Origin of the sequence: Nonomuraea candida, from assembly GCF_000725485.1 — a bacterium.
Taxonomy (GTDB): domain Bacteria; phylum Actinomycetota; class Actinomycetes; order Streptosporangiales; family Streptosporangiaceae; genus Nonomuraea; species Nonomuraea candida.
This window is the reverse complement of sequence record NZ_JOAG01000006.1, coordinates 184,364-208,736: the sequence shown is the minus strand read 5'-3', so window position 1 is coordinate 208,736 and position 24,373 is coordinate 184,364. Positions and strand designations below refer to the sequence as shown.

The window sequence follows — 24,373 nt, the reverse complement described above, 5'->3', positions numbered from 1 at the left end:
CTTGATCCCCGATCCTGAGAAGGTCATCATCGCGGCGCTCGTGCAGAGCATGCCGGATCTGGTGGTGGCCGGCCGCCCCCGGATCTACCCGCAGGCACCGCCCGACTGGGACAAGCAGTCCTTCCTCGTAGTGCGCGCCACGGGCGGCGGAGCTTCCCGGCATCCGCACCTGTACGCGGTCTGCTACTTCGAGATCGAGGCGTTCGCCCCCGCACGGGGAGCGGCCTCGGAGCTGGCTCGCCGGGCCAACGCCGCCATCTCGCAGGCCAGCCGCAACAGCTTCCGCTACGAGACCCCTGAAGGCGGCGGCTACCTGTTCGGCTTCCGCGAGGTCAACGCCCCCTCGCTGATCTACGACGGACTGACGTCCAAGCACGGCGACACCTGGATGTTCCAAGGCACCTACCAGATCTCGGTCAGGGCCCTGCGCTAACCCCCACTTCTTTCTTCTTCCTCCCCTCTCCTGCCCACATACTGGAAGTTGGTAATTACCTTCATGGCACCCACCTACCTGACCAAGGACCCGGTTCTCGTCCCGGCGACTGGCTATGTGTTCGTCGCGCCCGAGGGCACGCCCAAGCCGACGCTGCCCCTGGACATCCGCAACCTGCGCACCCTGCGCGAGTCCGTGGGCATCTCCTGGGCGAGCATCGGCAACACCTCGCTGGAGAACGGCATCTCGCACGAGAGCGAGGGCGACGAGGCCGAGGTGCTGGGCACCTGGCAGAACCCGGCGCTGCGCACCACCACCCCGCCGAAGATCTACACCGTGACGCTCGCCCTGGCGGACTTCACGATCGAGACCTACAAGCTCTACTACGGCGGTGGCACGGTCTCCCCGGACGGCTCGTTCGTCATCCCGTCCGTCCCGGCCGCGACCACCAAGGCCATGCTGATCGTCGCCGTCGATGGTGACCGGCATGTCGTGGAGTACTACGAGCGGGTCTCCCTGATCGGCGCTGAAGGCGTCGCCTACGACCCGGCCGCCCTGTCGGAGATGCCCGTGAAGGCGACCATCCTCGGTGGCCAGAGCGGTCTGGGCGAGATCTCCCCGGTGATGTGGGGCAAGGCTGTGGCGATCAACCCGCCCACCCTGACCAGCGTCACCCCGATCTCGGCCGCGCCCGGCACGGTGATCACCCTGAACGGCACGAACCTCACCGCGCCGCTGACCGTCTGGTTTGGTGTTTACGAAGGCACGGAGGTCACCACGACCCCGACCGGCACGCAGGCCACCGTCCGGGTCCCCACTCCGGTCGAGACCGGCGACCTGGCCGTTCAGGTCCGCGTGGAGACCAACTTCGGCGAGAGCGCCGGCCAGAACTTCACGATCGACCAGACCGCCTGATCCTTTTCGCTTGCCAACTTACTGGAAGTTGGTAACTGACTGCCCCGCTGAGCGTGCTCGGGAATGGCGCGTTCAGCGGGGCTTTCCATTCCCACATTCCCACCCCTGAAGGAGTGCCCCCGTGGCTGTTCTGAAGTACGAAGACCTGCTGGCCGACGTCGAGCGCGAGAAGATCGAGAAGGGCCTTGAGTTCCACGCCAAGGACGGTGAGGTCGTCATCCTGCGCCCCGTCCTGCTGCTGTCCAAGGACGAGCTGAAGGTCGTACAGGTCCAGCTCAAGGTGATTGGCGACGACAAGGTGGACACCTTCGGCCGCATCGACGCCATGGACGCCATCATGATCGCCGCCGCCGACAAGAAGAAGTCGCTGAAGGACTCGCTGGGCGACCTCCCGCCGCAGCTCCGCGCCCGCGTCTTCGAGACCTGGATGCAGGCGGCTGACACGGGGGAAGCCTCAGCCTGATCGAGCTGATCGACAGCCACGGCGACGAGCTGGCCGCCGACTTCTTCAGGTTCTACCAACTGGACCTGCGGGACGTCGTGCGCGGCCGGCTCTCCTCGAAGCTGGCTCTGGCGCTCATCAGGCAGCTCCCCATGGACTCGGCCTACGTGACGGCAATCCGCGGTGGCCTTGAGTACACCGGCTGGGACCGTCACGCCTACCTGATGGCCGACCTCTACGACGCCATCAACACGCTGACCTACTTCTTCGCCCTCTCCAAGAGCGACCAGCCGAAGAAGATCACACCCTTCCCGGCCTATCCACGCCCCGGCGTCGAGCCGGTGAAGAAGCCAGACAAGCCCAACCCACTGCTGGCCCGGCTAAGGGGCGAGGACGCCCCTGCGCCGCAGATCGGGCCTGGCTCGAAGATCCCCCTTCCGCCTCCTCGCCCTTAGGGCGGATGGAGGACCCATATGGCGGGAAGCCCCGCGCGCAAGGAAGTCGGGCGCGTCGGAGTCCGCGTCGTTCCCGACACCTCACAGTTCGAGAAGAGGCTCGAAGCCCTGCTGGCCAAGTGGGGCAACGAGAAGATCGACATCAAGGTCGAGGCTGACACCAAGGCGTTCGAGGCCAAGCTCAAGAAGCTCACCTCCGGCAAGCACTCGACCGACATCAAGGTCAAGGCCGATGCCGCCAAGGCCCAGGCGCAGATCGACAAGGCCGCCAAGGACCGCACCACCAAGATCCAGCTCCGATTCGTCGGCAACGAGGCGGTACGCCGCCTCAACGAGCTGGACAAGGACACCGTCAAGCACGTCCGGGTCTCCCTCGATGACAAGACGGCCAAGGTCCGCCTGGAGGCCATGTCGGAGGACCGCAAGGTCGTCCTGTCCGTCCACGTCGATGAGAAGAACGTCGGCCAGGTCACCGCCTGGACGAACAAGCTCGGCAAGGACTTCGCCCATGTGGCCGACGAGCTAGACCAGGGCGTCGCACGCGCTCAGACCCGGCTCAAGGAGATCGCGGCCGAGAAGGTCCGGGTCAAGGTCGAGGCGGACACCGCCCAGACCGAAGCCCAGATCAAGAAGATGCAGCTCCTGGCTGCCGAGCGGCTCAAGCTCAAGATCGAGGCTGACGATGCGGTAGCCAAGGCCAAGCTGGAGCGCCTTGAGCGCACCCGCCACGCCAAGATCAAGGTTGACGTCGACCAGTCGGCGATGAGCCGGGTCTCCCAGGTCGTCGGCCGGGTGCTGGCCGGCGTCTCGTCCGCCATCGGCGGCCTGGTCTCGAACCTGGGCGCGATGGGCGCGGCGGCCGGATCTGCTTTCGGCGGCCTGTCGCGGGCCGCCAACTCCGCCGGCTCCTCAGCGGGCAACGCGCAGACCGCGCTGCTCGGCGTGGTCACGGCCATCGCCTCGGTCGGCGCGAGCGCCGTGGTGCTGACCACCGTCGTTGCCGTACTCGGGTCCATCGTCGTGGCCGCCGTGGCGGCGGCAGCGGCCATCGCCTCCCTGCTGGTCGGCGTAGCCGCCCTGGCAGTGGTCCCGATCGCCTTCGCGGCCATCGCCGGGATGATCTCCGCGCACAACGAGAAGCTCCGGGCCGAGTTCGAGCGGCTGAAGGAGACCCTGACTTCGACCTTGGGCAAGGTCGCCAAGCCCATGATCGACGCGCTGGCGTCGTCGATGCGGGAACTCAACTCCCGGCTCCAGGAGGGCACGCCCCTCTACGACGCGCTCAGCACGGCCTTCCAGCGCAGCTCCACCGCGCTCCGGCCGCTGACGCAGGGCGTGCTCGACTTCGCCCAGAACGCGCTGACCGGCCTGAACTCCGCTCTCCAGAACCTGAACAAGAACGGCTTCTTCGAGGGGATCAAGACCGGGCTGGGCACCCTCGGAACGGCCTTCGGCAACTTCTTCAAGGAGCTGTCGAAGTGGGGGCCGGCCTTCTCGACCGGGTTCCAGTCCATCGCCAACGCGGCCAACCTGCTGGCACCCTCGATAGCCCGACTGATGGGGGCATTCGCCTCGATCGCCCCAGGGGTGGTCAGTTCGCTCGCAAGCGGACTTAAGACCCTGTTCGACGCTTTCTCGGACAACAAGGACGTATACGGCAGGGCGGCCCAAGCCTTCGCCGACGCCCTGCGCGACATGGCACCGGGGATCGAGAAGGCGGCAGCGGCCTTCGCCAAGATGGCCCCGGACATCCTGTCCGCCACGGCGGACGCCTTCAACTCCTTCGCCGACGTGATCTCCGACCCGGACGTGGTGGCCGGCCTGACCAAGCTCGGCGAAACCATGATCGACGTCACGGGCCAGATCGCCGAGGAGGCGGCCAAGACGACCTCCGCCGTTGGCGAGGAGATCGAGATCTGGGGACAGCAGTGGGGCATCTTCACTGACGTCTTCAAGGAGTCGGCCTCCGTCAGCGTCGAGCACCTGAAGGGCCTGGTGGACCAGGCCGACTCCACCAAGGAAGCGGCCCACAACCTCCAGCAGCAGCTCAACATCTCCTGGAACGAGATCGTCTCGTCCACCGACGAGGCCGCGAACAAGGTCTGGGACTCCTGGGGCCAGGGGATCGACAAGCTGGACGAGACCACCCAGGCCGGGATGATCAACGTCCAGACCACCCTGCGTGATCGCTTCGGCGAAATGATGGAGACGGTCAACTACAGCGGCGGTCAGCTCGACGCCACCTGGAAGTCCAACATGCAGAAGCTGATCGCGGAAACGCGCGCTTCTGGGGCTCCCATGTCGGAGTCGATGGCCAACAACATGCAGGCCATCCTCGATGTCCTGGACTCGGGCGGTGCCAAGAACGTCGAGCAGGTCAAGGCCATGCTCAAGGGCATGGAAGACCAGGTCCAGGCAGCCCAGATCGCCGAACTCATGGGGATCAAGCTGGATGAGACCAAGGCCCAGGTGGACACCAAGGGCAAGGTCGTCCAGGACGCCTTCAAGGCCGCGATGGATCAGCTCCCGCAGATGATCCGCGAGGCCAAGACGCCCGAGGAGATGCGGACCAAGCTCGACCAGATGACCTCGATCGTCGGCGAGAAGGCACCGGCCATGACCCAAGCCTTCAAGTCGCTGGGCGAGGGCATGGGCAAGGGCCTGGTGGACGCCGACGTGGCCTCGTCGGTGAACACGATGATGACCGGAATCCAGACGGCGATCACCTCGCAGGTGCCCGGCATCGTCACGTCCTTCCAGCAGCTCCCGACGCAGATGACCTCTGCACTGACCTCGGGAGGGTCCGCCCTGTCCACGGCGGCCACCCAGCAGATGACCAACGTCAAGACGGCCATCGACACGGGAGTCACCGCCAGCTCGACCGCCTTCAAGAAGCTGCCCGAGCAGATGTCGGCCGGCGTCCGGGCCATGAAGGTGGACTCCGAGATCAAGACCAAAATGAACACGGTCAAGACCTCGATCGACACCACCGTCACCTCCAGCGTGACGAAGTTCAAGCAGCTCAGCACGGCTGCACAGTCGGCAGGCAAGCTCGGCAACATGGCCTCGTCTGTGCAGTCCCAGATGAACAGCGCCAAGAGCGCTGTCTCCTCTGCGGTGAGCAGCATGGTCGCCAACCTCCAGAAGGTCGCCAAGACGTGGACGGTCACCGTCGCGGTCAAGACGACCGGCTCCGTCCCCTCGGCCGCCAGCCTCGGCATCCCCGCCTCGGCCTCGGCTAGCTCGCCGGCCTCGTCGGTGGGTCCGATGGGGGCCGAACCTCTGGCAGTGGCCCGAGCCCTGGAGTCCACCACCGCCGCCGCCACGGCGGCAGAGGGAATCGCCGGCTACGCGCGAGCACTGGCCAACCGCCGCGAAGAGGAGCAGTCGGGCGGGACGAAGGTGTCGAAGGTCTACAACATCTCGATCACCGCTGCCCCGAACGTCCCCACCGAGCAGCAGTTGCGCAAGCAGCTCTCCTACGCCGACGCGCTCTACGAGTAATCCGCTCCCACGATCTGGGCCCCGGTCACACCCTCCCGGCCGGGGCCCTCCCCTTTTGCTGCCCAAGGAGGTTCGTACGTGCTGTTCAAGCCCACCGTGATGCAGATCAAGGGGGTGGACGGGGCGCTCTACACCCTGACCGACGAAAGCTTCACCGGGGCTGCGATCCTGCTCCGCGAGGGCGCGAAGGGCCTGGACTCTCCCACCTTCGACGTCAAGGCCGACGAGTACCCGGCGATCGACGGCGGGTTCGTCAGGTTCGCCCGCGCCGCCATGCGCGAGATCTTCCTGCCCGTCACGATCCACGCCCCGACCCGCTTCGAGATGATGGCGCTCAAGCGCCGCTTCATCGCCTCGCTCAACCCCAAGAAGGGGCTGGTACAGCTCCAGTCCACCGAGTTCTCTCTCCCGGCCGGCTTCACCGGAGAGCCCACGCTCGATGATCTGGTGCCCGAGCCGACGCGGGCCATCACATGCTTTGCCGCAGGTGGCCTGGAAGGCGGTGAAGGCAGTGAGAACGGCACCCACTACGCCACCTACGGCCTGATCTTGAGGGCGCCCACGCCCTACTTCCAGACCCTGGCCCGCACCGTGCAGACCTTCCAGGTCTTCGATGTCGTCGAACCGTTCATCGAGCCCGCGACGTTCCTGTCCCTGGACGGCAGCACCGAGGGTGCCGGCCTTCAGATCTCCTCCAACCCGGCCTGGACGAACGCGGTCACCCTCACCAACCCCGGCGACGTCGAGGCACAACCCCGGTGGGAAATCCGCGGCCCCCTCGAATCGCGCTTTTCTCTCGTGCTCAAAGACGCCACCGGCGAGACCGTCAAGGAGCTGCGCTTCCACACGGCCTTCCCCATCACCCAGCACCAGGTGCTCGTCATCGAGACCGCCAAGGGCGCGCAGATGATCCGCCTGTACGACCAGATCCCGGCCAACGGCGACTTCGACCCCACGCAAGGCAACTCGATGTGGTGGGCCTACGACGTCACGTCCGAGATGTGGGCGCTGGAGCCGGGCGCGGACAACCCCGTCGCTCTGGTGGTGGACAAGCCGGACGGGCTGTCGCCGGAGGAGGAGACCGCCTGGAACGCGGCCAACCAGCCCAACGTCACCGTGTCCTTCCTGCCCTCCTACCTGGGAATCTGAATGCGCAACTTCCGGATCTACGTGCGGGAGTCGCTGTTCCCCCGCTCCAAGGCGGAGGGCGGCGACGGCCTGCCCCCGCTGGCGATCGTCGGCGAGGCCGACGCCTACCTGTCCTTCGACGCCATCATGCGGCACAACACGATCGGCTCCTGGAGCCTGAAGATGCCGGCCGACCACCTCCAGTCCCGCATGCTCAAGCCCGGCCGGGGCATCGTCGTCTACCAGGACGGCGAGAAGCAGCCCCTCTTCTCCGGCCCCATCCGGCAAATCGAGAAGGAGTGGGACGAGAGCAACCCCGGCGCAGGGTCGGTGACCGTGTCCGGCGTGGACGACAACTACCTGCTGGCCGAACGCCTGGCCTGGACCAACCCCAGCCAGGACATCCGCCTGGCCGCCGCCTACCAGCACTGGCAGGCCGACCCGAACTGGCCCAACGTCGCCGAGCTGCTGCGCCAACTGTTCCTGGCCAACGCCCAGGGCCAGGCCCTGCGCAGGCTGGACCGGCTGTTCATCCCGGACGCCGGCTCGACGGTGAACTTCCTGCATGACGAGACCGCCCGCGTGGCCCGGCTCAAGTTCGACCAGGCCGACCAGCTCACCGCCCTGTTGAGCGCGGTCTACGGCTTCCGCATCACCTTCGTCTGGCACCCCGACCCCGCCTCCACCGGGGCATCCAACGGCGACCCCGACGCCAGCGGGCCAGGCATCTTGATGAGGCTGGAGCAGATCTCCGACATGACCAACGAGATCCAGTTCGGCGCGGAGATGGGCAACCTGCGCGGCTACAAGTACCTGGTCAAGGCACCGGAGGCGACCCGCCTCGTGATCGCCACCCAGAACAGGACCTGGCGGGAGTTCCAGCGCAAGGACACCTTCGACGAGGTCGGCAACAAGACCGGCTACACCGAGGAATGGGTGGAGAAGTCCGGGCCCGAGCGCTGGTTCGGCTACATGGCCGCCGACGAGTACGACCCCGAATGGTGGGGCGACCCAGAGGAGACGCCTCTGGACAAGCAGCACACCCTGGCCTGGGCAGCCGCAGGCTTCACCGCCACCGAAACCGAGTGGGGCGTGACGGCCGAGCGGTACAAGGACCGGCGCGATGTGGCCTGGCCGTGGCTCCAGGACCCGGCCAAGCCTGCCGGGTGGGCGCTCGACCCGCCCGTCTGGTCGGCCCAGTGGCGGGCCCTCCAGGACGAGATGGCCGCCTTCAACCTGGAGGCCGGCCCCAAGGCCGCCATCTCCATCGACCCGATGGAGACCGGCAACACGATGTTCGGCCGGGACTACGGCCTGGGTGACCTGGTGAGGGTCCACATCGACGGCGAGGTCCGCGACGAGATCGTCCGAGAGGTGCGCCTGTCCTCCGGCGAGGACGACGGGCCCAGGGTCAAGCCGACCATCGGCACCTTCGGCACCTCCGAGACGCCCTACCTGTACGCGCAGATCCGATCCCTGTGGGACCGGGTCAGCGGGGTGGAGGCGCGCGAAAACCTCCAGGCGACGTTCGATGACGTCCCCACCTCCGACTTCGTTCTGCGGAAGGCGGCGTAATGAGCTTCAGCAACGTGTCCCTGGATGCGGGCGCTTTCTGCCTCGTCTACAGCTCGGGCGGCAAGAACTACCCGCTGCACAACGGCGTCTTCCAGGTGCGGTTCACCTCCACCGTCAAGCACAATGCCTGCCTGTACCTGGACGGCGTCAAGTTCACCGCCACGAAGGTGGTCAACGCCGGGACGACCACGACCATCCGCCTGGCGCTGCCCAACGACGGCCGCTCCCACAAGGTGCGCGTGGTCGACCCAGGCGGGCTGGGCACGCCGGCCGCCCAGTCCTCAGAGCTGGATGTGAGCACGCCGTGTGAGGGCGTGGTCTACATGCAGGTGCTGAAGATCGTCGAGAACGCGGCCACCAAGGAGCAGCTCGTCGATGTGGTGCTGTCCCACACCGGCAAGGTGTCGGAGACGTTCACCGTGCGTCTGCTGCTGGACGGCAAGACGGTCGGCACGCAGATCAGCCTCACCCCGAAGGTCACCACCTACCGCACCGTCACCATCCCGGCCGATGGCAAGGTGCATACCCTGTCGGGCGAGGTGAAGATCGGCTCCTACTTCGCCGATGACCGAGTGTTGTGGTACCCGATCACCGGCAACACGCCGCCCCCGGTTCCCCCGGACCCTACTGCCAACGCCACTCAGTTCGCGCCCGGCGAGACGGTCGTGATCCAGTCGGCGACGACCAGCTCGCCGCTGGCGACGGACGGCAGCGAGTGGGTGCTGCTGGAGATCTCCCGACGCGGGACCAACAACTGGACACCGGCCGGCACGGAGGGCGGCTTCGTCCCTCCGGCCGAGGACGGCACCTGGTCCTCCACGATCCCCACCAACGCCACCGACCACCCGGTGGGCAGCCAGTGGGACGTGCGCGCCCGCCGCTTCCGCGACTACCAGGAGTCCGAGCAGGTCATCCACTACTTCGACATGGTGGCCGGCACCGTGCCGGACCCGCCGAAGGACCCTGGTACCGGCACCCCGCAGCCGACGCTGACCGCACCGCGGATTACCGGCCCGGTCAACCGCGACCAGCGGGGCGGGACCTGGCTGACCATCTACGGCACCGGCACTCCGGGCGCTCGGGTGGAGTTCAAGACCGAGCGGGTCACCGCGTGGGGCCAGACCAACTATGTGCCTCAGCCGACCACGATCGGCAAGGACGGCAAGTGGTCGACCCGCGTGTACGGCAAGAAGCAGCGCACCCCGCACGACTGGAAGGTGCTCGGCTACCGGGGGCGCATCTACCAGAACAAGTTGTTCTCCGGCTGGTCCAACCGCCTGGACGTCACCTGGCACCACAACTACCGCTGAGGAGCTGAACATTGAGTGAGGAAGTCAACCTGACGGCGACGACGTTGGCGACGCCCGACAGCTCTCAGCACTACTGGCCTTTCCCGGCAGGGCCGGGCCAGGTGGTCACCGACCACGACTGGGAGACGATGGCCACCCAGTGGCAGAACGGCGGTGTGCGCGGCGTCCCGGAGTCGGGCACCGTCCCCTCGGCGGGCAACCAGGGGTTGTACGCGCGGCGGGTGTCCAACACCCAGATCGAGATGCAGCCGGGCGTGGCCCACATCAACGGCCACTGGTACGAGCTGAAGATCCCCAAGGTGCTCGACATCGACGTCACCGGCTCGCTCGGCTGGGATGCCTACGGCGTCCGGCGTGACCTGGTCACCCTGCGGCTGGACCGGGCCAACAACACCTTCCGGTTCGTCCAGATCAAGGCCACCGTCAACGTCAGCAACAAGACGTACACGCTGCAAGCCCCCGGCGACGAGATCCCGCTCGTGCAGCTCGACGTCATCAAGGACCAGGGGCTGACCCACGAGCCGGTTGACCGCCGCTGGTTCCTGTCCAGCTATGTCCGCCCTATACGGGGTGGAGGGGACATCTACCTGGATCCCGCTCCGCGCAACGGGGAGCTGGGGGTGGACCTGATCGGCAGCCGCCTGGTGGTCGGCCGGGACGGCTCGTGGGTCTCGGCCCGAGAGGTGTTCGTCAACGACACCGACTCGGCGCTCGCCTCCCAGGTGCAGACTCTCCAGACCCAGGTGACCGACCTGTACGCCGCGCTGGAGACCGCACGGTCGGACCTGGACACGACCGAAGCCAACCTGGCGGCTACGCAGGCCGACCTCAACACCGCCGAGGCCAACCTGGCCACGGCACGCAGCGATCTGGCCGCGCTTCAGCCGGGCCCGTGGACGAACGTCGCTTTCGTCCGCTCGGACCTGACCAACTACAACAGCAACACGGTGCTTCAGGTGCGCCGGGCGGGCTCGCTCGTGTTCATGAAGGGCGCGCTGGCCAAGACCGACGGCACGGCGCTGGGCGCGCTGCTGGGCAAGGGCGAGAACCTGCTGACGATCCCGACCGGCTTCCGGCCGTCCTACCCGCTGTACTTCGCCGTGTCCGCCTACAACAACACCGACGCCGCCGCCCCCGGCGCGCTGTCGGCGTCGCTGGGCACCGATGGCGGGATACGCCTGTGGCTGGCACCGAACATCCCCTCACGGGGAGCCATCTACCGCGTCGAGTTCTCGATCTCATGGATGCTGGGGTGATCATGCAAGACCCGACCCGAACAGACCCGAACCTGGGTGGGGTCTTCATCTCCACCAGCCAGATCTATCAGCTGCTCCTGGAGCTGAAGTACGACTTCAAGGCGATGGACATCAAGCTCGACGCCTCGTCCGCGGCCTCATCCGATCACGAGACCCGTATCCGGGGCTTGGAGAAGTGGAAGTACGCCATCTCGGCGTCCCTGATCAGCTCACTCGCCGCTCTGGCCATCGCACTGATCAAGCTCTTTGTCCCCTGATCAAGAAGAAAGAAGTCCCCTCTGGGCCCCGCTTCGGCGGGGCCCTTTCGTTTGGAGGCACCTTTGACGACCCCCGCCAGGGCCATCGCGGAAGCTCGGGCTGACCTGGGCATGCGAGAGAACCCGGCCGGTTCCAACCTCGTGCCCATCACCCGCGAGTTCGGGAAGATCCCCGGCTACCCCGGAGGCGGCTACGGCTACCCCTGGTGCGCCGCCGCCACCTCGATCTGGCTCAAGGCCGCCGGCCTGAAGCCGAACACCGATTACCCCCACACGGCCGGCACCCTCACCCAGTACTCCTGGGCCAAGAAGAACGGCCGCTGGTACAGCACTCCCCAGGTCGGCGACCTGGTCCTGTACTCCAGCAACCGCACCGTCAACGGCATCTATCACGTCGAGCTGGTCGAGAAGGTCTCGGCCTCCTCCATCACGACCATCGGCGGCAACACCAGCGGCACCGCCACCAACGGCATCCAGGGCAACGGCGACGGCTGCTACCGCAAGGTCATCACCCGCTCGAACTCCCGCATCTACGGCTACGTCCGCCCCTTCTACTCCAACTCGGCCATCGGCGTCCCCGACGAGCCCGAGAAGTGGGACGGCAAGAGCTACCCCGGCCACCTGGTCCGCGTCGGCGACAGAGGGACCGAGGTCAAGGCCGTTCAGAGAATGCTCAACACCTACGGCTGGAAGCTCGCCGTGGACGGGGAGTTCGGCCCGGCCACGGAGCACGCGGTGGAGGTCTTCCAGAAGAACCACCGCCTGGACGTGGACGGCGTGGTGGGGCCGGCCACCTGGAAGGCCCTCTCGACCCCCGCCAAGTAAGGAGCCCCCCATGGATGTCAACGCGCTGGCCGCCAGCCTTCAGGCGCTCATGGACGCGCAGAAGGCCAAGGCCGCGGCGACTCCTCAGCCCGTCCAGTCCGCCCCCGTCGCAGATGTGCTCGTGGCCTCCGAGCCCGAGTCCACCCCGGACGCCTTCTTCGAGCACCTCTTCGCTCCGGCTGCCGAGGACACCTCGGCGGACGACTTCGACGGGCCGTCCCCCTACTTCGACTTCGATGACCACCTGCTGGATGAGACAGAGGAAACAGGAGACGTGAAGGTCAACAACGTGGCCAACGCCAAGTATCGGGCCACGCGAACCGGCTACCAGGGTCTGATCGCCTCCGTGCTGATCGCCGTGGGCGGGGTGCTCACCAGCCTCCAGCTCGACGCCGAGATCAACTGGAAGCTCATCGGCATCTCGGTCGGCCAGGCGGTGCTGACCGCCGTCGTGTCCTTCCTGCACAACGACAAGTCCGCAGCCGCCTCCGAGTAACCCCGTACGCAGAAAGAAGTAAGCGCCGGCCCCCGCTCACGCGGGGGCCTCTTCCATGTCTGGAGGCAGTGTGGCGGCCACCTACCGCTTCAACATCGACCAGGGCACGACCGTCAAGCGCACCCTCCGCTGGCTCCGCGACGGCCTACCCGTAGACCTCACCGGGGCCAGCGCCCGGATGGAGATCCGAACCGCTGTCGGCGGCACGCTGCTGCACCGGCTCGACACCACCAACGGCGGGCTCACGCTCGGCCCTGACGGAACGATCCTCATCAAGATCGCCCCCGATGTGACCACGGCATGGACAGCCCAGTCGGGCGTCTACGACCTCGAAGTGGTCGACTCGGCCGGCCAGGTCACCCGCCTCATCCAGGGCCAGGTCTCGATCAGCCCGGAGGTGACCACGGGTGTCTGATGTCGTCGAGATCGTCAACGACTCCACCATCACCGTCTCGGCCGACGACTACCAGCTCGTCGTGGAGTCGGTCGGCCCGGCTGACACCGTCGAAGTCGGCTACCTCCCCTTCGGTGGAGGTGGCACGCCCGGTGAGCAGGGGCCGCCTGGAGAAAACGGCGCCAGCGCCTATGACCTCGCCGTGGCAGGCGGCTACACGGGCACCGAGGCGGAATGGCTCGCCTCCCTCGTCGGCCAGCAAGGTGAACCCGGCCCGGCCGGTGTAGCCGGTCCCGCAGGACCGGAAGGCCCGGCAGGTCCGGCAGGCGCAACCGGTGCGACTGGCCCGCAGGGTCCCGTCGGCTCTACCGGCCCGCAGGGACCCGAAGGTCCCCAGGGCATCCAAGGCCCGGCTGGGCCGCAAGGACCCGCTGGACCCATCGGCCCGGAGGGACCTCAGGGCATCCAGGGTGTGCGCGGTGAGATCGGCCCCCAGGGTCCGATCGGGCCCGAGGGACCTCAAGGTCTCATCGGCCCGAAGGGTGACCCAGGTGTCGCCGGTCCCGCTGGCCCGCCCGGTGTGGGGATCGCCCCCGGAGGTCTGACCGGTCAGGTGCTGACCAAGGCCAGCGACGCCGACTACGACACCTACTGGACGACCGGCAGCGGCTCAGGTGGCGGCGGTGAGCCGATCCCCGGACCCGAAGGCAAGAGCGCCTATCAGGTGGCCGTGGCCAACGGGTACGTCGGCACGGAGACCGAGTGGCTGGCCAGCCTGGTCGGCCCCGAAGGTCCACAGGGTGATCCCGGACCACAGGGCCCGCAGGGTCTGACCGGGCCCGCCGGCCCTCAGGGTGAGCAAGGTCTCCAGGGCATTCAGGGGCCTGCCGGCCCCGCTGGCGAGCAGGGACTTCAGGGTCCGGAAGGTCCTCAGGGCCCGATCGGTCTGACCGGCGCGGCCGGTCCTCAGGGACCGAAGGGAGACACCGGTTTGACCGGCCCGCAGGGCTTGCCAGGTTCTCAGGGTCCTACCGGCCCGGAGGGTCCCCAGGGTCCAACCGGTGAGACCGGCCCGCAAGGGCCCGCTGGAGCCCAGGGCCCGCAAGGTCCCGAGGGGAAGCCCGGCGCGCTGTGGTACTCCTCCTCGACCGCAACCCCAGACCCGGCCAACGTCGCCAACCCCAAGGCCGGCGACATGTTCCTCTACCCGGCCTCCGGCGACGTGTTCCGCTACAGCGGCACCGCCTGGGACTGGCAGGGCACCATCCGCGGACCCCAGGGTGTGCAAGGCCCGATCGGTCCTGAAGGCCCACAGGGTCTCAAGGGCGACACCGGCCTGACCGGTGCCCAGGGCCCGCAGGGCGAGCGAGGACCGCAGGGTATCCAGGGCACCCAGGGCGCGACAGGCCCGAAGGGCGACACCGGACCCCAAGGCCCTCAAGGCATCCAGGGCCCCGTGGGTCCCGAAGGCCCGATGGGTCCGCAGGGGCCTGCTGGTGAAGGGCTCACCGACTCCGGCTGGGTGAACTGCTCGGTGAACACCACCCATGTGAGCATCGTCCAGCAGCCCCAGGTGCGCTTGATCGGCAGCATCGTGTTCTTCCGAGGGGAACTCACCAACAACACGTCCACGGACGGCACAACCGACGACATGAACGCCAACGAGCTGGCCAACACCAACACGCTGATCACCGTCCCGGCCGGGTACCGGCCGAGCAAGTTCGTGTACTTCGGCGCACACGACTACGCGGGAGCCGCACCCGACAGCGTCATCTCGGGCCGCGTCGGAGCGGATGGCACAGTCCGGTTCTTCCGGCACTTCCAGTACCGAACCGGCGTGAAGAACCTCTTCTTCAACACCTCCTGGCTCCTCAACTGAAAGGTCCACACCTGCATGGCATACGAGACTCCCACCAACGACGTGTCCAGCGCCGAGTACAAGCTCAGGCTCTCGGGGCCCGGCATCTACGTCTTCGAGATCAGCGGTAGGGGGGACTACGCCCTGGCCGAAGGTGAGGCGTTCTGGCAGTCGCTGGTCACCTGGCTGGCCAGCCAGGGCCACGCCGTGACGTCTGAGCGCATCTACACGACTCATCAGGGCATCACCCCGTAGAAAGAAGAAAGAAGTCCCCGGCTGTGAGCCCACCAGCGGAGCTGAATGGGACCGGGGACTTATCGACGGAAACCATAGCCCTCAGCCCTACGTGGCTGAGGGCTTTTCGTCGTTCCCGACCCCCAACTCCTCTTCCCACGCCTGAACAATCGGGTCATCTCCTGCCGTCTTGCCCTGGGCGTACATGATCAGCAGCATCATGGCCGTGATCGCCTGATTGCGGTCGAAGACCCGGCCCACCTGAAAGTCGCTGATCACCCAGCGGCCCGTGCTGAGCTTGGTGGCCACGTTCGGGATCACTTCGCTAGTCATGCGGTCGTCATAGATCTCCAGCCCCGACCCCGGCACACCCTCGATGGACAACCGTCCTTCTCTCCCCATGCGGCGGGGCGTACCCGGCCGCAGGTCGAGTACCGCCCCAGAAACGACAAAACCCCCGGCCGAAGCCGGGGGTTCTAGCGGCTGCTATGCGGACAGCTTGCGCTGGATGTCGATCAGTACCTGCATCACGGCCTCGTTGTGGCTGGCCTGGGCCTCCTTGAAGTCCCGAAGCTCTGCCTTGACTCCCTTGACCTCCTCGCGGAGGCGGTTCACCTTCTCGGTGAGGTCCTGGCCCAGCTCCATCTGATCGCTCCGAGTCTGGATCAGCTCGGTCTCGATCGCGCCCGCGAACCTCAGGGCCGCGTCCTTCATACTCACTTCGATCTTCCCTTACCTTGGTGGGTAAGGGACCTGGCTGCTAACCCCAGTCAGGTCCCGCTGTCTTCAGAGTAGCTGATCGTTATGTCCTAGATCAGTTCTTCTTGTCGTAGTTCTCCAGGAGCTGCTCCTTGCACCCGAGGAGGAACGCTTCCTTGTCGTGATCCTCCTTCGGCTTGGACCACTCGGGGCCCTTATAGGCGGTCTTGGAGTAGTGCTCAACGGCCTCGGTGCATGTCGTGTAGTCCTTGACCGGCAGGTCATCGAGCCCCATCACGATCGCTGACTGCCTGCCGTTCATGTAGAAGAGTGACCGTCTCATCTCGTCCTCCGTCACCGGGCCGTAGGCCGCCCAGAGGGCGAAGCCCAGACCGGCGAGGGTCACTGCCTGAGTACCGATCAGGGTCTTGGTCAGAATGTTCATGGGGTGCCCGCTTTCTCGAATCGCAGAATGCGACATGAGCGTACAACCACCCCATACCGACTTATTTCTTTCTCAGCCTTCCATCTCGATGTCCTGGCCGATCTCGACCACCAGCTCGGCCCACTCGATCTCGACGAGCGAGATCCGTACCTCTCCGTCCTCCTCGCAGACCTCGATCCCCGCCACCTCGGCGACGACCTCGCCCCACAGTTGAGCCCACAGGGTGATGTGGTCACCCTTGACCAGTTCTTCGGCCTTCTTCGGCTTCGCCATCAGGCGCTTTCCTCCTGCATGAGTTCCTGGAACCCCTTGATCGTGTTGATCAGCCGGTAGACGCCGGCCGCTTGCTCGACCACCCCGGTCCATTGCTGGACCGCGCCGGCCTTGTGCTTGATCGCCTGCTCGGGATGGTCCCCGTGCCGGATCGTGTCTCCGTGGAAGATGAAGACGTTCGGCCCCAGGTTCCAGACCAGGGCGTTGACCGCGCTGGCTGCTGCCGAGATGGCGTCAACGTCGGCCATGTGCCAGACGTAGTCGGCGGGGTCACCGCCGAGCTGCTTGATGCGGTGGGCGTAGGCCCGCACCATTCCCCCGGTTCCGGCGCACGGCTCGCCGAATTCCTCACCCTTGGGCGGCAGCTCCGGGATCATCATCGTCGCCATGGTCGAGCAGACGTCCGGGGGCGTGTGGTACTCGCCCAGGCCCTTCCGCGCCCCGTGTGAGCGCAGGTCGGTCACGACGTAGCTCAGGATGTCGGTCTCAAGACCCTGGACGGACTTGATCCGCCTGCGCATGGCCACCTCGGCGACGGCCTTGGCCGCCTTCAGCGTGTGCTCGTCGGGGTCCTCGTCCAACCAGTCCGTGATGGGACGCGCCATCTCGGCCAAGTGCGGGTGATCCAGCCACCAGTACCCCCACACCTTCCGCAGCAGGGCCGCGAACCCCTCGGGGGACATGGTGGGCAGCCGGATCAGCGCATCGGGGTGGGTGACCATCAGGGAGGCCACCACACCCACCGGGACCTCCATCCGGCTCCCGCCGTGGTGGCTGTACCAGGTGGCGCTGACCGCCTCGGCGATCCCTTGTTCCGGTCTCATCGGTTCCCTTCCTCGGGCATGGAAAAGCCCCGGCCGGATCGGCTCGGGGCTGTTGGCGAACGTTCGGGCGTCACCCGTACGCGAGGTGCTCGAACACCTCACGCGCGGCGCGGCGGTTGGGGTAGAACTTCGTGCGGTGCGGCTGGTCACTGGACCCGAAGTGCGACCGCTGGACGAACCAGCGGTGCGTGCCCCCGGCCAGGGTGAAGGTCACCTCACCGGCCCCTGGGATGTAGCGGTCTGCGGTGTCGAAGTACCGGACCCGTGCGCCCTCTCGGTCGGTCGGGATGTTGGTCTTCCACACGACAGCGTCAGGCTCGTATGCCACTTCTTCCTTCTTTCTCGGTGGGGTGTCAGGCGACCTTGAACAGGGCGTCCTGGTCCTCGTCCTCGGTGATCTTCACGACCTCGGCCGGCGAATCCGCGGTGGCCAGCTCGGCGATGCCGGACAGGTCGTCAGCGGTGGCAATGGTGCGCTCGTCCTCGTCACCCTCGATCCAGGTGAACAAGGTGGCGGGGCGCCCACCCTCAGACCGGAGCTTGGAGGTCTTGACCGTCTCGCAGGCGTCCACAATCGCCCTGATCTCAGCGGCCCTGACGCGCTGGAACTTGCGGGCAACCTCGGTGCTGGTGACGCCGTCTTCCCCGGCTTCCTGGATGAAGGCCAGGACGCGGGCGGGGATGTCGTCGCCGGACGCCTCGGCCTCGGGCAGCGTGTAGGTCACCGTGGAGACCATGTAGGTGATCAGGGCCAAGGCCGCGTCGAAGTCCTTGACGCTGATCTCCGTGCGCTTGTCGCTCAGGGCGTAGAGCCCGGCCAGGCGGATCATGTACGCCATGGCCCGCTCGGTGTACTGGCCAAGAGCCTCGTTCCCGGTGGTCAGTGCGTCGCAAATCTCCCGGTGCTTGGACTCGAAGACCTTGGCCACCTTTGTGGGCACCGTCACATCGGTGATCTCCTGGGCGAAGTTGACCATCTGCCGGAAGCGGTTGCCCAGCTTCTCGATGGCCTCGTCAGGGCTCTTGGCCGAGAACACCGGCAGCTTCTTGGACTGGTAGACCCAGACCGGGAAGAACCTGTTGTAGGTGCCGCCCGTGGCGTCCTTGGACCCGGAGATGGCACCCCAGTTGCGGGGCTGGATATGGCCCACGATCGAGACGTGGGGCTTCATGATGACCAGGTCCGTCTGGCTCGTGCGGTGGTTGATCGTGGCCCCGTCCCACGCCTTGCGCAGGTATGTGCCGATCTTCGTGTCCCGCTTGGCGTTGGACACGAAGGTGTCCATCTCCTCCTCAACGAACATCAGCGGAGCTGACACGTTGCGGATCGCACGCTCGGACAGCTCGGCGGCGAAGCCCAGGCCGGTGGCCGGGCAACCGTAGATCACGTTGTTGACCCCGAAGGCCCCCAGACCGGACGTGATCACCTTCATGGCGATGCCCGTGGCCGTACCCTTGCGGCCCACACCCGTGGGGCCGACCAGGACCGGCCAGAAGCTCAGCGGCATGGAGCCCTTGCCCGTGGCCACACTCGGCCCCTGACCCAAGGCCGCGCTGAACCCGGCCAGCAGGGTCACGAGCACACCGACCTTGGACCCTTCGGTGTACTGATCCAGCTCATTGACCATCGCGCCAATCGGGCCGGTGAACATCTCGTCAGTGGCGACGGGCATTTCATTGGTGACGATCGCGGGCACGACAAATCTCCCTCAGTGCTTAAGTAGGTGGTGGGGTAGAAGCTCGGTAAGGGCCCCCGCAGGGGCCCAGGCCCAACCGCTACGCCTGCGCGGATTCGCGCATGTCGTTCCAGTGGTAACCGCAGTCCGCCGGGGGCAGACCCTCATACACTTCTTCGATTTCGAGGTCTGCGAGCGCCTCGATCATTTCGGCGCGGTCGTCGAGATCCACGCACGTCGCTTCCGTCAGGTGAATCTTGAGCGCCTTGTTGGTGGCGTCGTGGGGATTCTTCGCATTGACAACCCAGGTGTACGGGGCTTCGCCGTCTTCCCGCTCAGTCCCGGAAATCGTGACGGTGTAAGGCTCAAGCAGCATTGCGAATCTCCAGTCCATCGATGTCGAGCGTCAGATTCTCGGCTGAACCCCAGCCGTGGATTTCCTCGTGTGCGTGCATGACCGCAGACCGGAGCACGGCGTACCACTGGTCGGGGAACAAGGCCCGCAGTTGGTCGGCGATGATGTCCGTTGCTGTGGTGACCTCGCATGCGGGGTCACCCAGGCCGTTGCTCGTGTAGAAGTCTCGGGCCGCGAATCCGTAGCTGATCGGGTCATTCATGGCAGTTCCCATTTCCCTTGCATTGGTCGTCATAGTCGGCATGCGGGCAGTTGCTGAACCCGCACCAGTCACACGTTCCGGGGCACCCGTTCTCGATGCCCCGGTCACAGCATTCGATTTCGTCCATCAGCGCCTAACGCGCCCGTTGATCCCCAGTAGGTTGAATAGCTGGCAGTAGCCGCATTCCGTGGCCCCGTCGTTGACGTGGTACCACTCGATGGGCAGGTCACAGCACTCGCACAGTGGCTGCTCGTACATGTCCGCGTGTCCTTTCAGTGACGCCAGAAGACGTGGCCGTTGTCGGAGATCCAGAAGTCCTGCTCGAATGACACGACGTCCACCGACACCTCAAAGCCGGGCGGGACGTTCTTGAAGAACTCGGAGTAGACCTCCGCGCCGAAGTCGATCGCGAACTCTTCAAGCGAGCGCCACTGACCCCGGTAGCGGTCCTCGAATTCCGCGATTGCCGCACTCAGGTACTCAACGCCCCCGGCGTTCGCCAGGTAGTCACCGAATGCGTCACGCTCTTGCTCGTCGAGAGTGGAGACGAACTCGTGAGCCTCCCAGACCGTCTCAAGGCTGGTGAGTTCGCCGAACGCGATACCGCAGTCGGATTCGTAGTCGCTCAGAATCCATTCCTCAGCGTTGCGGGTAACCTCCGCAACCTTGGACCGGAAGTCGTCGAAGTCCTCGCACCTGTCGAGGTCAACCCAATCCCCGACGTGGCGACCGGACACGTATTCGGCAAGGTTCCAGAAGTGGACGCTGATGGCCGGAGTCGTCTTAAGCATGGTCATTTCCTTTCAATGAATGTTTGAGCGGATGGCTCGGTAAGGCCGCCCGTAGGCGGCCAGGCCCAACCTTCCGTTCAGGGGATAGGGGACGAATCCACCAGCCGGTAGAAGTACTTACCGATTCGCATGGGCACCAGATGCTCGGCGCAGTAGACGCCGGAGCGGGATTCGTTGGCCCAGAAACTGCGGTGGGTGGCGCGGTGGGTGGCCTTTTCCGGGCACCCATGCATGTCGCATGTCATTTCCTTGAACAGGTCGAACAGCCAATCCAGGCCGATTACCGGGGATTCCATGGGGGTTCAGATCCTTTCGATGGGTGAGCCGTCGCACGCGATCTCAGCCGCGTGATCTCCGCAGTAGACGTCTTCCGGGTACTCGACATCCCGATACCGGGCAGGCATGTCGCATTCGATGCATTGCGTTCGCATCAGCCCGCCTTGCAGACGTGAGCGAATGCGTTGCTGATGATGCATTCGAGCCAGTCGCCGTCTTCGACGTCGTAAACCTGGACCTCGCAGTGTGCGCAGCGCACCTGCATTCCCGCCCAGATGTCGTTATCGCTGAAGACAAAGTCCTTCAGTCGGTCGAGTACGGCCCCGATATCCGTAGCGCTCATTTCAGATCCTTTCCAGGCTGACCACGTCGCCGCTGAGGTGCTTTTCGCCGGTCGCGTGCCCGGCGCACAGCTCGTATTTCCAGATGACCGTTCCGGTATCGACGAGCGCCGAATACACCGCGTCGTCATCGCAGAAGATGACTAGGCATTCCATTAGCCGTTCTTCCTTTCGATCCAAACCACCCAGGTCACGGCCTGGACGGTCTGCGGGAGGTATCCGAGGCGCGATGCGGCCTCGCGGTAAACGTCGGCCAGTAGCGCATACCGGCCCTTGGACCCAAGACCCCTATCCGCATTTCCGTAACGCTCGCCCACGGCAATGTCGTGTGCGTGCCGGTCAATGCAGATCGCATCCGAATCGGTCGGGTCAGCGATGCACCGGAAGAAGTGGCCCGTCTTGCTCGCCATAGGCAGAACCACCCTGGGCGATTCACCGGCCATGATTCGAGTGGCTTTCTTGACCGCGTCACCCACATGCCCGGAAGGCTCACCTTTGAGAAAGGCGCGGGCGGCCAATTTCGTGTTCTCGGACCAGGACTTATTCGCGGAAAGGGCGGCAATAACGCCCGCACCAGCGACCGTGTTTCCACCGGAAATCATGGTCGCAAGCTGGTTAGCCGTGCGATACCAGTTGATTCCGCGCTCAAGCTGATCCTGTGAAGCCGAGTCGAATACGCGAATGATGTTGTTGACGTAACGCTCACGAGTTTCGGTGTCGGGCTTAATCGAAATGGGCATGACAAAGCCTTTCTGAGCGGAGGGGGTGTAAATCCGGAATGTGTGTCCCTGATCGCATGCGAGGCGCTTACTCCCGCGTTTCCGCAGGTCAGGGACTGTTGATCAATCGTCGATTGCGTGCGATGCGAGGGCAGACGAAATCGCTTCCGTCGCTTCTCGGTTGCCACGTGTGGTGCGGAACTTGTCGAACAGCACATATGCGTATTTGCACCAGGCTGAATATCCGGGAACGGAGGTCCACCCGTCTGGATCGGTGCGAACCTCAACCACGCACCCGCAGTTCAGTTCGCGGATCTCTTTCTTGAATTTCATTGCAACTCTCAACTTCCAACTTACAGAATGAGGGCATAGATATGCCGTGGACTAGTGAGCGATGAACTGGGTGTGGTCGCGGAACATTTCCTGCTCAGTGACAAAGTCGCTGTTGGGGCTGTAGTAATCGCCGTAGTAGTCCTGTGTGCTGTAGTACGTTTCGATCATTCCGTAGGCCGTCCACACGTCGGCGTGGTCACCCACGTACCGAACCTTGTCGCCGAACCGTGCGTAAGCCTCGTGAAAGGTGTAGCCGTGATAATCGGTCACGCGCAGCGTGAAGCCCTTGAGTTCGCCCAAGCCGTCGCGCATTTCGATGCCGTCGCGGTGCGGGTAGGCGCAAGGGTTGAAGTCCATTGAAACTCCCGGTTGTGATCAGAGGACCACGCATTTCGTGATCCCATGACCACCGCCGAAGCGGTGGATATCTACGCGACTAGCTATAACGAGCGTCCCGTTCGCCATTTAGCGAACTCCCGACCATCCATAGCGGAGCTGAACAAGGCCCGTATCACCCCCTTCGAGTGCATTGTTGGCCCGTGTCAAGATCGGTGCCTCTCACGAGGCCACCCCATCCGCGTCCGGCAGTCTTGCCGCGCTATGAAGTTCTCAAGAAACGGTTTGGCGGCCCCCGCTGTTGTCGCGGGGCGATCCCGTTTGGTCACCGGCTGGGAAGTGGTCCCGCCTGCCCGGTTCCCTTGCGGAGGTCCGGGGCTTTCGGTGCTGTGCTCCTTTCGGTGGGGGTTTCGGTGGCCGCCGTCCTGGCGACAGGCAGAACATTGCCCCCTGGAATGTGGAAGCGTCAAGCCGATCTGAGTCAGTTTCCACGTTCAAGTTAGATCGTTTCCAACCCCTCTGTACCGTCTGAGCTGGGACGATGCGCTAGATGATCAGGCTATAAAAAATCTTGAAATTGGCCCTCGATAGGGCTTGCAAGAGGTGTTGCAGTGGCCCCACAAGGGGCACTCTCGCCGGTCGCCGGTCGCTCTTAGCCGGTGCAACGGGCTAGGCCGGGGCTCACGGTTGGGCAGGCCCTGACAAGGGCTGGCCGCTTGGGACGTCCCCAGAGATGTCCCCTTGGGAAGCCCCCTACAGAGAGCGCCTCTAAGGCGCGCAAGGGCTCTCGCCTGTCTCCCCTGTCTCCCCCGTGCGACACACACAGCACAACGCACAGAGACAAGCCACAAGCACGGGAGCGCGCTTGCCAGTAGGGGACTAGGCCACCGCACACAAGGGCATGAGCAAGCGCGCTGTGTAGGTCAGGGCATGAGGGCATGGGGCATGGGATGAGTGATGATCACGAGTGATGAGTGCATTGTGATCATGAGCGATGAGCACATGATGATGGCACGCAGAAAGAAGAAAGAAGTGGGCTTGACCACGGAAAACATACTTCTTTCTACATCGGCCCCACTCCCTCGTGACGATCATGGGATCGCCTGGTCAGCAGGGGTGGGGGGATACCCAAGATCATGCTCAACACGAGCCCGAGGGTTCTGCCTCCTCCGACCAAGTACGAGTCTGGGGATCGTGTTGTAGGCCCTTCTGAGAGCCGTTCGAGGGTTGGCCGGCGAGGAGGTGCATACACGCAAAAACCCTGCTCAGGAGGCCCTTCTAGGCCCAAGAACAGGTTGACGCGAGATCGCCGGCGAGGGCGCCCGCGGCGACCCTAGAACTGCCCTCATTGACGTTGTCCGTTGGATGGTCATATTGGGAGGCATGAAGCTCGATCCAGCGCTTGTGCCGCTGATCGCGGCAGCACTCACAGCGACAGTCGCTTCGCTCGCCATCATGGCCACACTGGTCGGGTATCGCCACCAGCGCCGCCTCGCTCAAGATCAGCGGCTGTGGCTTAAGCGTGCAGAAGCGTACGAGGCAGTACAAGTGTGGGTCTGGCAGCTTGACTATCCCGGAGAGTCGCCAGCACCCTTCGATCTCGGAAGCGCGGAGTTTAGAGCCCTATCTGCACAACTGGAACTCTATGCTTCCAGAGAAGTTCTAGACCTATGGCTCGCTCTCAGGCGCAGCAACGCAGATGACAAGCAACGGGGGCTCCTTGGCATGAAATCTCTTCTCAGGACTACTGATCTTCAAAAACGTCTTCGACAAGAGATACAGCACTTCAGGAAGCTCATCTGATTACACACAAAAACCCCGCTCAGAGGCCATTCTGGCCAGGAAAACGGGGTTAATTGCGGCTGCGGAGCTGGGTCATGTCGCCGACCCGGAAACTGCCTCTGAAATCCCTGCGACGGGGGCCCCGTATCGGCCCCCGGAGGGGACGGATTCGGAGCATT

32 protein-coding genes are annotated in these 24,373 nt (G+C 65.1%); 16 read left to right on the top strand and 16 right to left on the bottom strand.

Annotated features, from left to right (window positions below; translation table 11 throughout):
• The first annotated feature begins 1 nt into the window (after position 1).
• The 15 genes from IO39_RS06345 to IO39_RS06275 all read left to right on the top strand — a co-directional run bounded on the left by IO39_RS06345 (position 2) and on the right by IO39_RS06275 (position 15,103).
• Positions 2-433 carry a phage tail termination protein gene (locus IO39_RS06345; RefSeq protein ID WP_157547953.1) on the top strand — a complete coding sequence of 144 codons (432 nt, stop codon included), beginning with the start codon at positions 2-4 and terminating at the stop codon, positions 431-433.
• A 63-nt stretch (positions 434-496) separates the two neighbouring features.
• Positions 497-1,348, top strand: a complete 852-nt coding sequence (locus IO39_RS50345; RefSeq protein WP_052422508.1) for a phage tail tube protein — start codon at positions 497-499, stop codon at positions 1,346-1,348.
• A 121-nt stretch (positions 1,349-1,469) separates the two neighbouring features.
• Positions 1,470-1,811 (top strand): hypothetical protein, encoded by a 342-nt coding sequence (locus IO39_RS06335; protein ID WP_043617352.1) that lies wholly within the window; start codon positions 1,470-1,472, stop codon positions 1,809-1,811.
• A gap of 131 nt (positions 1,812-1,942) precedes the next feature.
• The gene (locus IO39_RS50340; RefSeq protein ID WP_157547951.1) at positions 1,943-2,245 is read left to right on the top strand and encodes a hypothetical protein; all 303 of its coding nucleotides are present in this window, start codon (positions 1,943-1,945) and stop codon (positions 2,243-2,245) included.
• Between the two features lie 18 nt (positions 2,246-2,263).
• A complete protein-coding gene (locus IO39_RS06325) occupies positions 2,264-5,749 on the top strand; it encodes a hypothetical protein (protein ID WP_043617349.1) in 3,486 nt (1,161 codons plus the stop codon).
• A 78-nt stretch (positions 5,750-5,827) separates the two neighbouring features.
• Positions 5,828-6,898: a phage tail family protein gene (locus IO39_RS06320; RefSeq protein ID WP_043617346.1), complete on the top strand. Its 1,071-nt coding sequence runs from the start codon at positions 5,828-5,830 to the stop codon at positions 6,896-6,898.
• Positions 6,899-8,452, top strand: coding sequence for a Gp37-like protein (locus tag IO39_RS06315; RefSeq protein WP_043617342.1), 1,554 nt, complete (start codon positions 6,899-6,901; stop codon positions 8,450-8,452). It begins immediately after the preceding gene.
• Entirely contained in the window at positions 8,452-9,762 is a 1,311-nt protein-coding gene (locus IO39_RS06310; protein ID WP_043617340.1) for a hypothetical protein, read from the top strand. The genes IO39_RS06315 and IO39_RS06310 overlap by 1 nt, the downstream gene beginning before the upstream one ends.
• Positions 9,763-9,773: 11 nt before the next feature.
• A complete protein-coding gene (locus IO39_RS06305; protein WP_043617337.1) occupies positions 9,774-11,018 on the top strand; it encodes a hypothetical protein in 1,245 nt (414 codons plus the stop codon).
• Complete coding sequence (locus IO39_RS06300) at positions 11,015-11,275, top strand: hypothetical protein (protein ID WP_043617334.1); 261 nt, start codon at positions 11,015-11,017, stop codon at positions 11,273-11,275. The genes IO39_RS06305 and IO39_RS06300 overlap by 4 nt, the downstream gene beginning before the upstream one ends.
• Positions 11,276-11,386: 111 nt before the next feature.
• Positions 11,387-12,100 carry a peptidoglycan-binding protein gene (locus tag IO39_RS50335; RefSeq protein ID WP_052422506.1) on the top strand — a complete coding sequence of 238 codons (714 nt, stop codon included), beginning with the start codon at positions 11,387-11,389 and terminating at the stop codon, positions 12,098-12,100.
• 10 nt (positions 12,101-12,110) lie between these two features.
• Positions 12,111-12,596 carry a hypothetical protein gene (locus IO39_RS06290; RefSeq protein ID WP_043617331.1) on the top strand — a complete coding sequence of 162 codons (486 nt, stop codon included), beginning with the start codon at positions 12,111-12,113 and terminating at the stop codon, positions 12,594-12,596.
• A gap of 55 nt (positions 12,597-12,651) precedes the next feature.
• Positions 12,652-13,011: a hypothetical protein gene (locus IO39_RS06285; protein WP_043617328.1), complete on the top strand. Its 360-nt coding sequence runs from the start codon at positions 12,652-12,654 to the stop codon at positions 13,009-13,011.
• Positions 13,004-14,869 carry a collagen-like domain-containing protein gene (locus tag IO39_RS58775; protein ID WP_084772347.1) on the top strand — a complete coding sequence of 622 codons (1,866 nt, stop codon included), beginning with the start codon at positions 13,004-13,006 and terminating at the stop codon, positions 14,867-14,869. Before IO39_RS06285 ends, IO39_RS58775 begins: the two co-directional genes overlap by 8 nt.
• 15 nt (positions 14,870-14,884) lie before the next feature.
• Positions 14,885-15,103: a hypothetical protein gene (locus tag IO39_RS06275; protein WP_043617326.1), complete on the top strand. Its 219-nt coding sequence runs from the start codon at positions 14,885-14,887 to the stop codon at positions 15,101-15,103.
• An 87-nt stretch (positions 15,104-15,190) separates the two neighbouring features.
• Here the strand turns inward: IO39_RS06275 and IO39_RS06270 are convergent, their stop codons facing one another.
• The 16 genes from IO39_RS06270 to IO39_RS06205 all read right to left on the bottom strand — a co-directional run bounded on the left by IO39_RS06270 (position 15,191) and on the right by IO39_RS06205 (position 22,433).
• Positions 15,191-15,466 (bottom strand): hypothetical protein, encoded by a 276-nt coding sequence (locus IO39_RS06270; protein WP_043617324.1) that lies wholly within the window; start codon positions 15,464-15,466, stop codon positions 15,191-15,193.
• 102 nt (positions 15,467-15,568) lie between these two features.
• Positions 15,569-15,802, bottom strand: coding sequence for a hypothetical protein (locus IO39_RS06265; RefSeq protein WP_157547949.1), 234 nt, complete (start codon positions 15,800-15,802; stop codon positions 15,569-15,571).
• 94 nt (positions 15,803-15,896) lie between these two features.
• On the bottom strand, positions 15,897-16,226 hold the full coding sequence (locus IO39_RS06260; RefSeq protein WP_157547947.1) for a hypothetical protein: 330 nt from the start codon (positions 16,224-16,226) through the stop codon (positions 15,897-15,899).
• Positions 16,227-16,298: 72 nt separating this feature from the next.
• Positions 16,299-16,499, bottom strand: coding sequence for a hypothetical protein (locus IO39_RS06255; RefSeq protein WP_043617316.1), 201 nt, complete (start codon positions 16,497-16,499; stop codon positions 16,299-16,301).
• Positions 16,499-17,323 carry an N-6 DNA methylase gene (locus IO39_RS06250; protein ID WP_043617313.1) on the bottom strand — a complete coding sequence of 275 codons (825 nt, stop codon included), beginning with the start codon at positions 17,321-17,323 and terminating at the stop codon, positions 16,499-16,501. The genes IO39_RS06255 and IO39_RS06250 overlap by 1 nt, the downstream gene beginning before the upstream one ends.
• A 70-nt stretch (positions 17,324-17,393) precedes the next feature.
• Positions 17,394-17,651, bottom strand: a complete 258-nt coding sequence (locus IO39_RS06245) for a hypothetical protein (protein ID WP_157547945.1) — start codon at positions 17,649-17,651, stop codon at positions 17,394-17,396.
• 25 nt (positions 17,652-17,676) lie between these two features.
• Positions 17,677-19,020, bottom strand: coding sequence for a DUF3987 domain-containing protein (locus IO39_RS06240; RefSeq protein ID WP_157547943.1), 1,344 nt, complete (start codon positions 19,018-19,020; stop codon positions 17,677-17,679).
• Between the two features lie 79 nt (positions 19,021-19,099).
• The gene (locus tag IO39_RS06235) at positions 19,100-19,375 is read right to left on the bottom strand and encodes a hypothetical protein (RefSeq protein WP_043617305.1); all 276 of its coding nucleotides are present in this window, start codon (positions 19,373-19,375) and stop codon (positions 19,100-19,102) included.
• Positions 19,365-19,616 carry a hypothetical protein gene (locus IO39_RS06230; RefSeq protein WP_043617302.1) on the bottom strand — a complete coding sequence of 84 codons (252 nt, stop codon included), beginning with the start codon at positions 19,614-19,616 and terminating at the stop codon, positions 19,365-19,367. Before IO39_RS06230 ends, IO39_RS06235 begins: the two co-directional genes overlap by 11 nt.
• Positions 19,617-19,888: 272 nt before the next feature.
• Complete coding sequence (locus tag IO39_RS06225) at positions 19,889-20,407, bottom strand: antirestriction protein ArdA (protein WP_169789026.1); 519 nt, start codon at positions 20,405-20,407, stop codon at positions 19,889-19,891.
• 77 nt (positions 20,408-20,484) lie between these two features.
• Entirely contained in the window at positions 20,485-20,703 is a 219-nt protein-coding gene (locus IO39_RS06220; protein ID WP_043617296.1) for a hypothetical protein, read from the bottom strand.
• Positions 20,704-20,837: 134 nt separating this feature from the next.
• The gene (locus IO39_RS06215; protein WP_043617294.1) at positions 20,838-21,026 is read right to left on the bottom strand and encodes a hypothetical protein; all 189 of its coding nucleotides are present in this window, start codon (positions 21,024-21,026) and stop codon (positions 20,838-20,840) included.
• 1 nt (position 21,027) lies between these two features.
• Complete coding sequence (locus IO39_RS54145; protein WP_157547941.1) at positions 21,028-21,180, bottom strand: hypothetical protein; 153 nt, start codon at positions 21,178-21,180, stop codon at positions 21,028-21,030.
• The gene (locus tag IO39_RS56625) at positions 21,180-21,764 is read right to left on the bottom strand and encodes a DUF7178 family protein (protein WP_211266908.1); all 585 of its coding nucleotides are present in this window, start codon (positions 21,762-21,764) and stop codon (positions 21,180-21,182) included. The genes IO39_RS54145 and IO39_RS56625 overlap by 1 nt, the downstream gene beginning before the upstream one ends.
• Positions 21,765-21,866: 102 nt before the next feature.
• Complete coding sequence (locus IO39_RS54140) at positions 21,867-22,076, bottom strand: hypothetical protein (protein WP_157547939.1); 210 nt, start codon at positions 22,074-22,076, stop codon at positions 21,867-21,869.
• 51 nt (positions 22,077-22,127) lie between these two features.
• The gene (locus IO39_RS06205) at positions 22,128-22,433 is read right to left on the bottom strand and encodes a hypothetical protein (protein ID WP_043617290.1); all 306 of its coding nucleotides are present in this window, start codon (positions 22,431-22,433) and stop codon (positions 22,128-22,130) included.
• A gap of 1,362 nt (positions 22,434-23,795) precedes the next feature.
• On the opposite strand from IO39_RS06205, the gene IO39_RS54135 reads away from it, so the two are divergent.
• Entirely contained in the window at positions 23,796-24,215 is a 420-nt protein-coding gene (locus tag IO39_RS54135) for a hypothetical protein (protein WP_157547937.1), read from the top strand.
• Positions 24,216-24,373 lie beyond the last annotated feature (158 nt).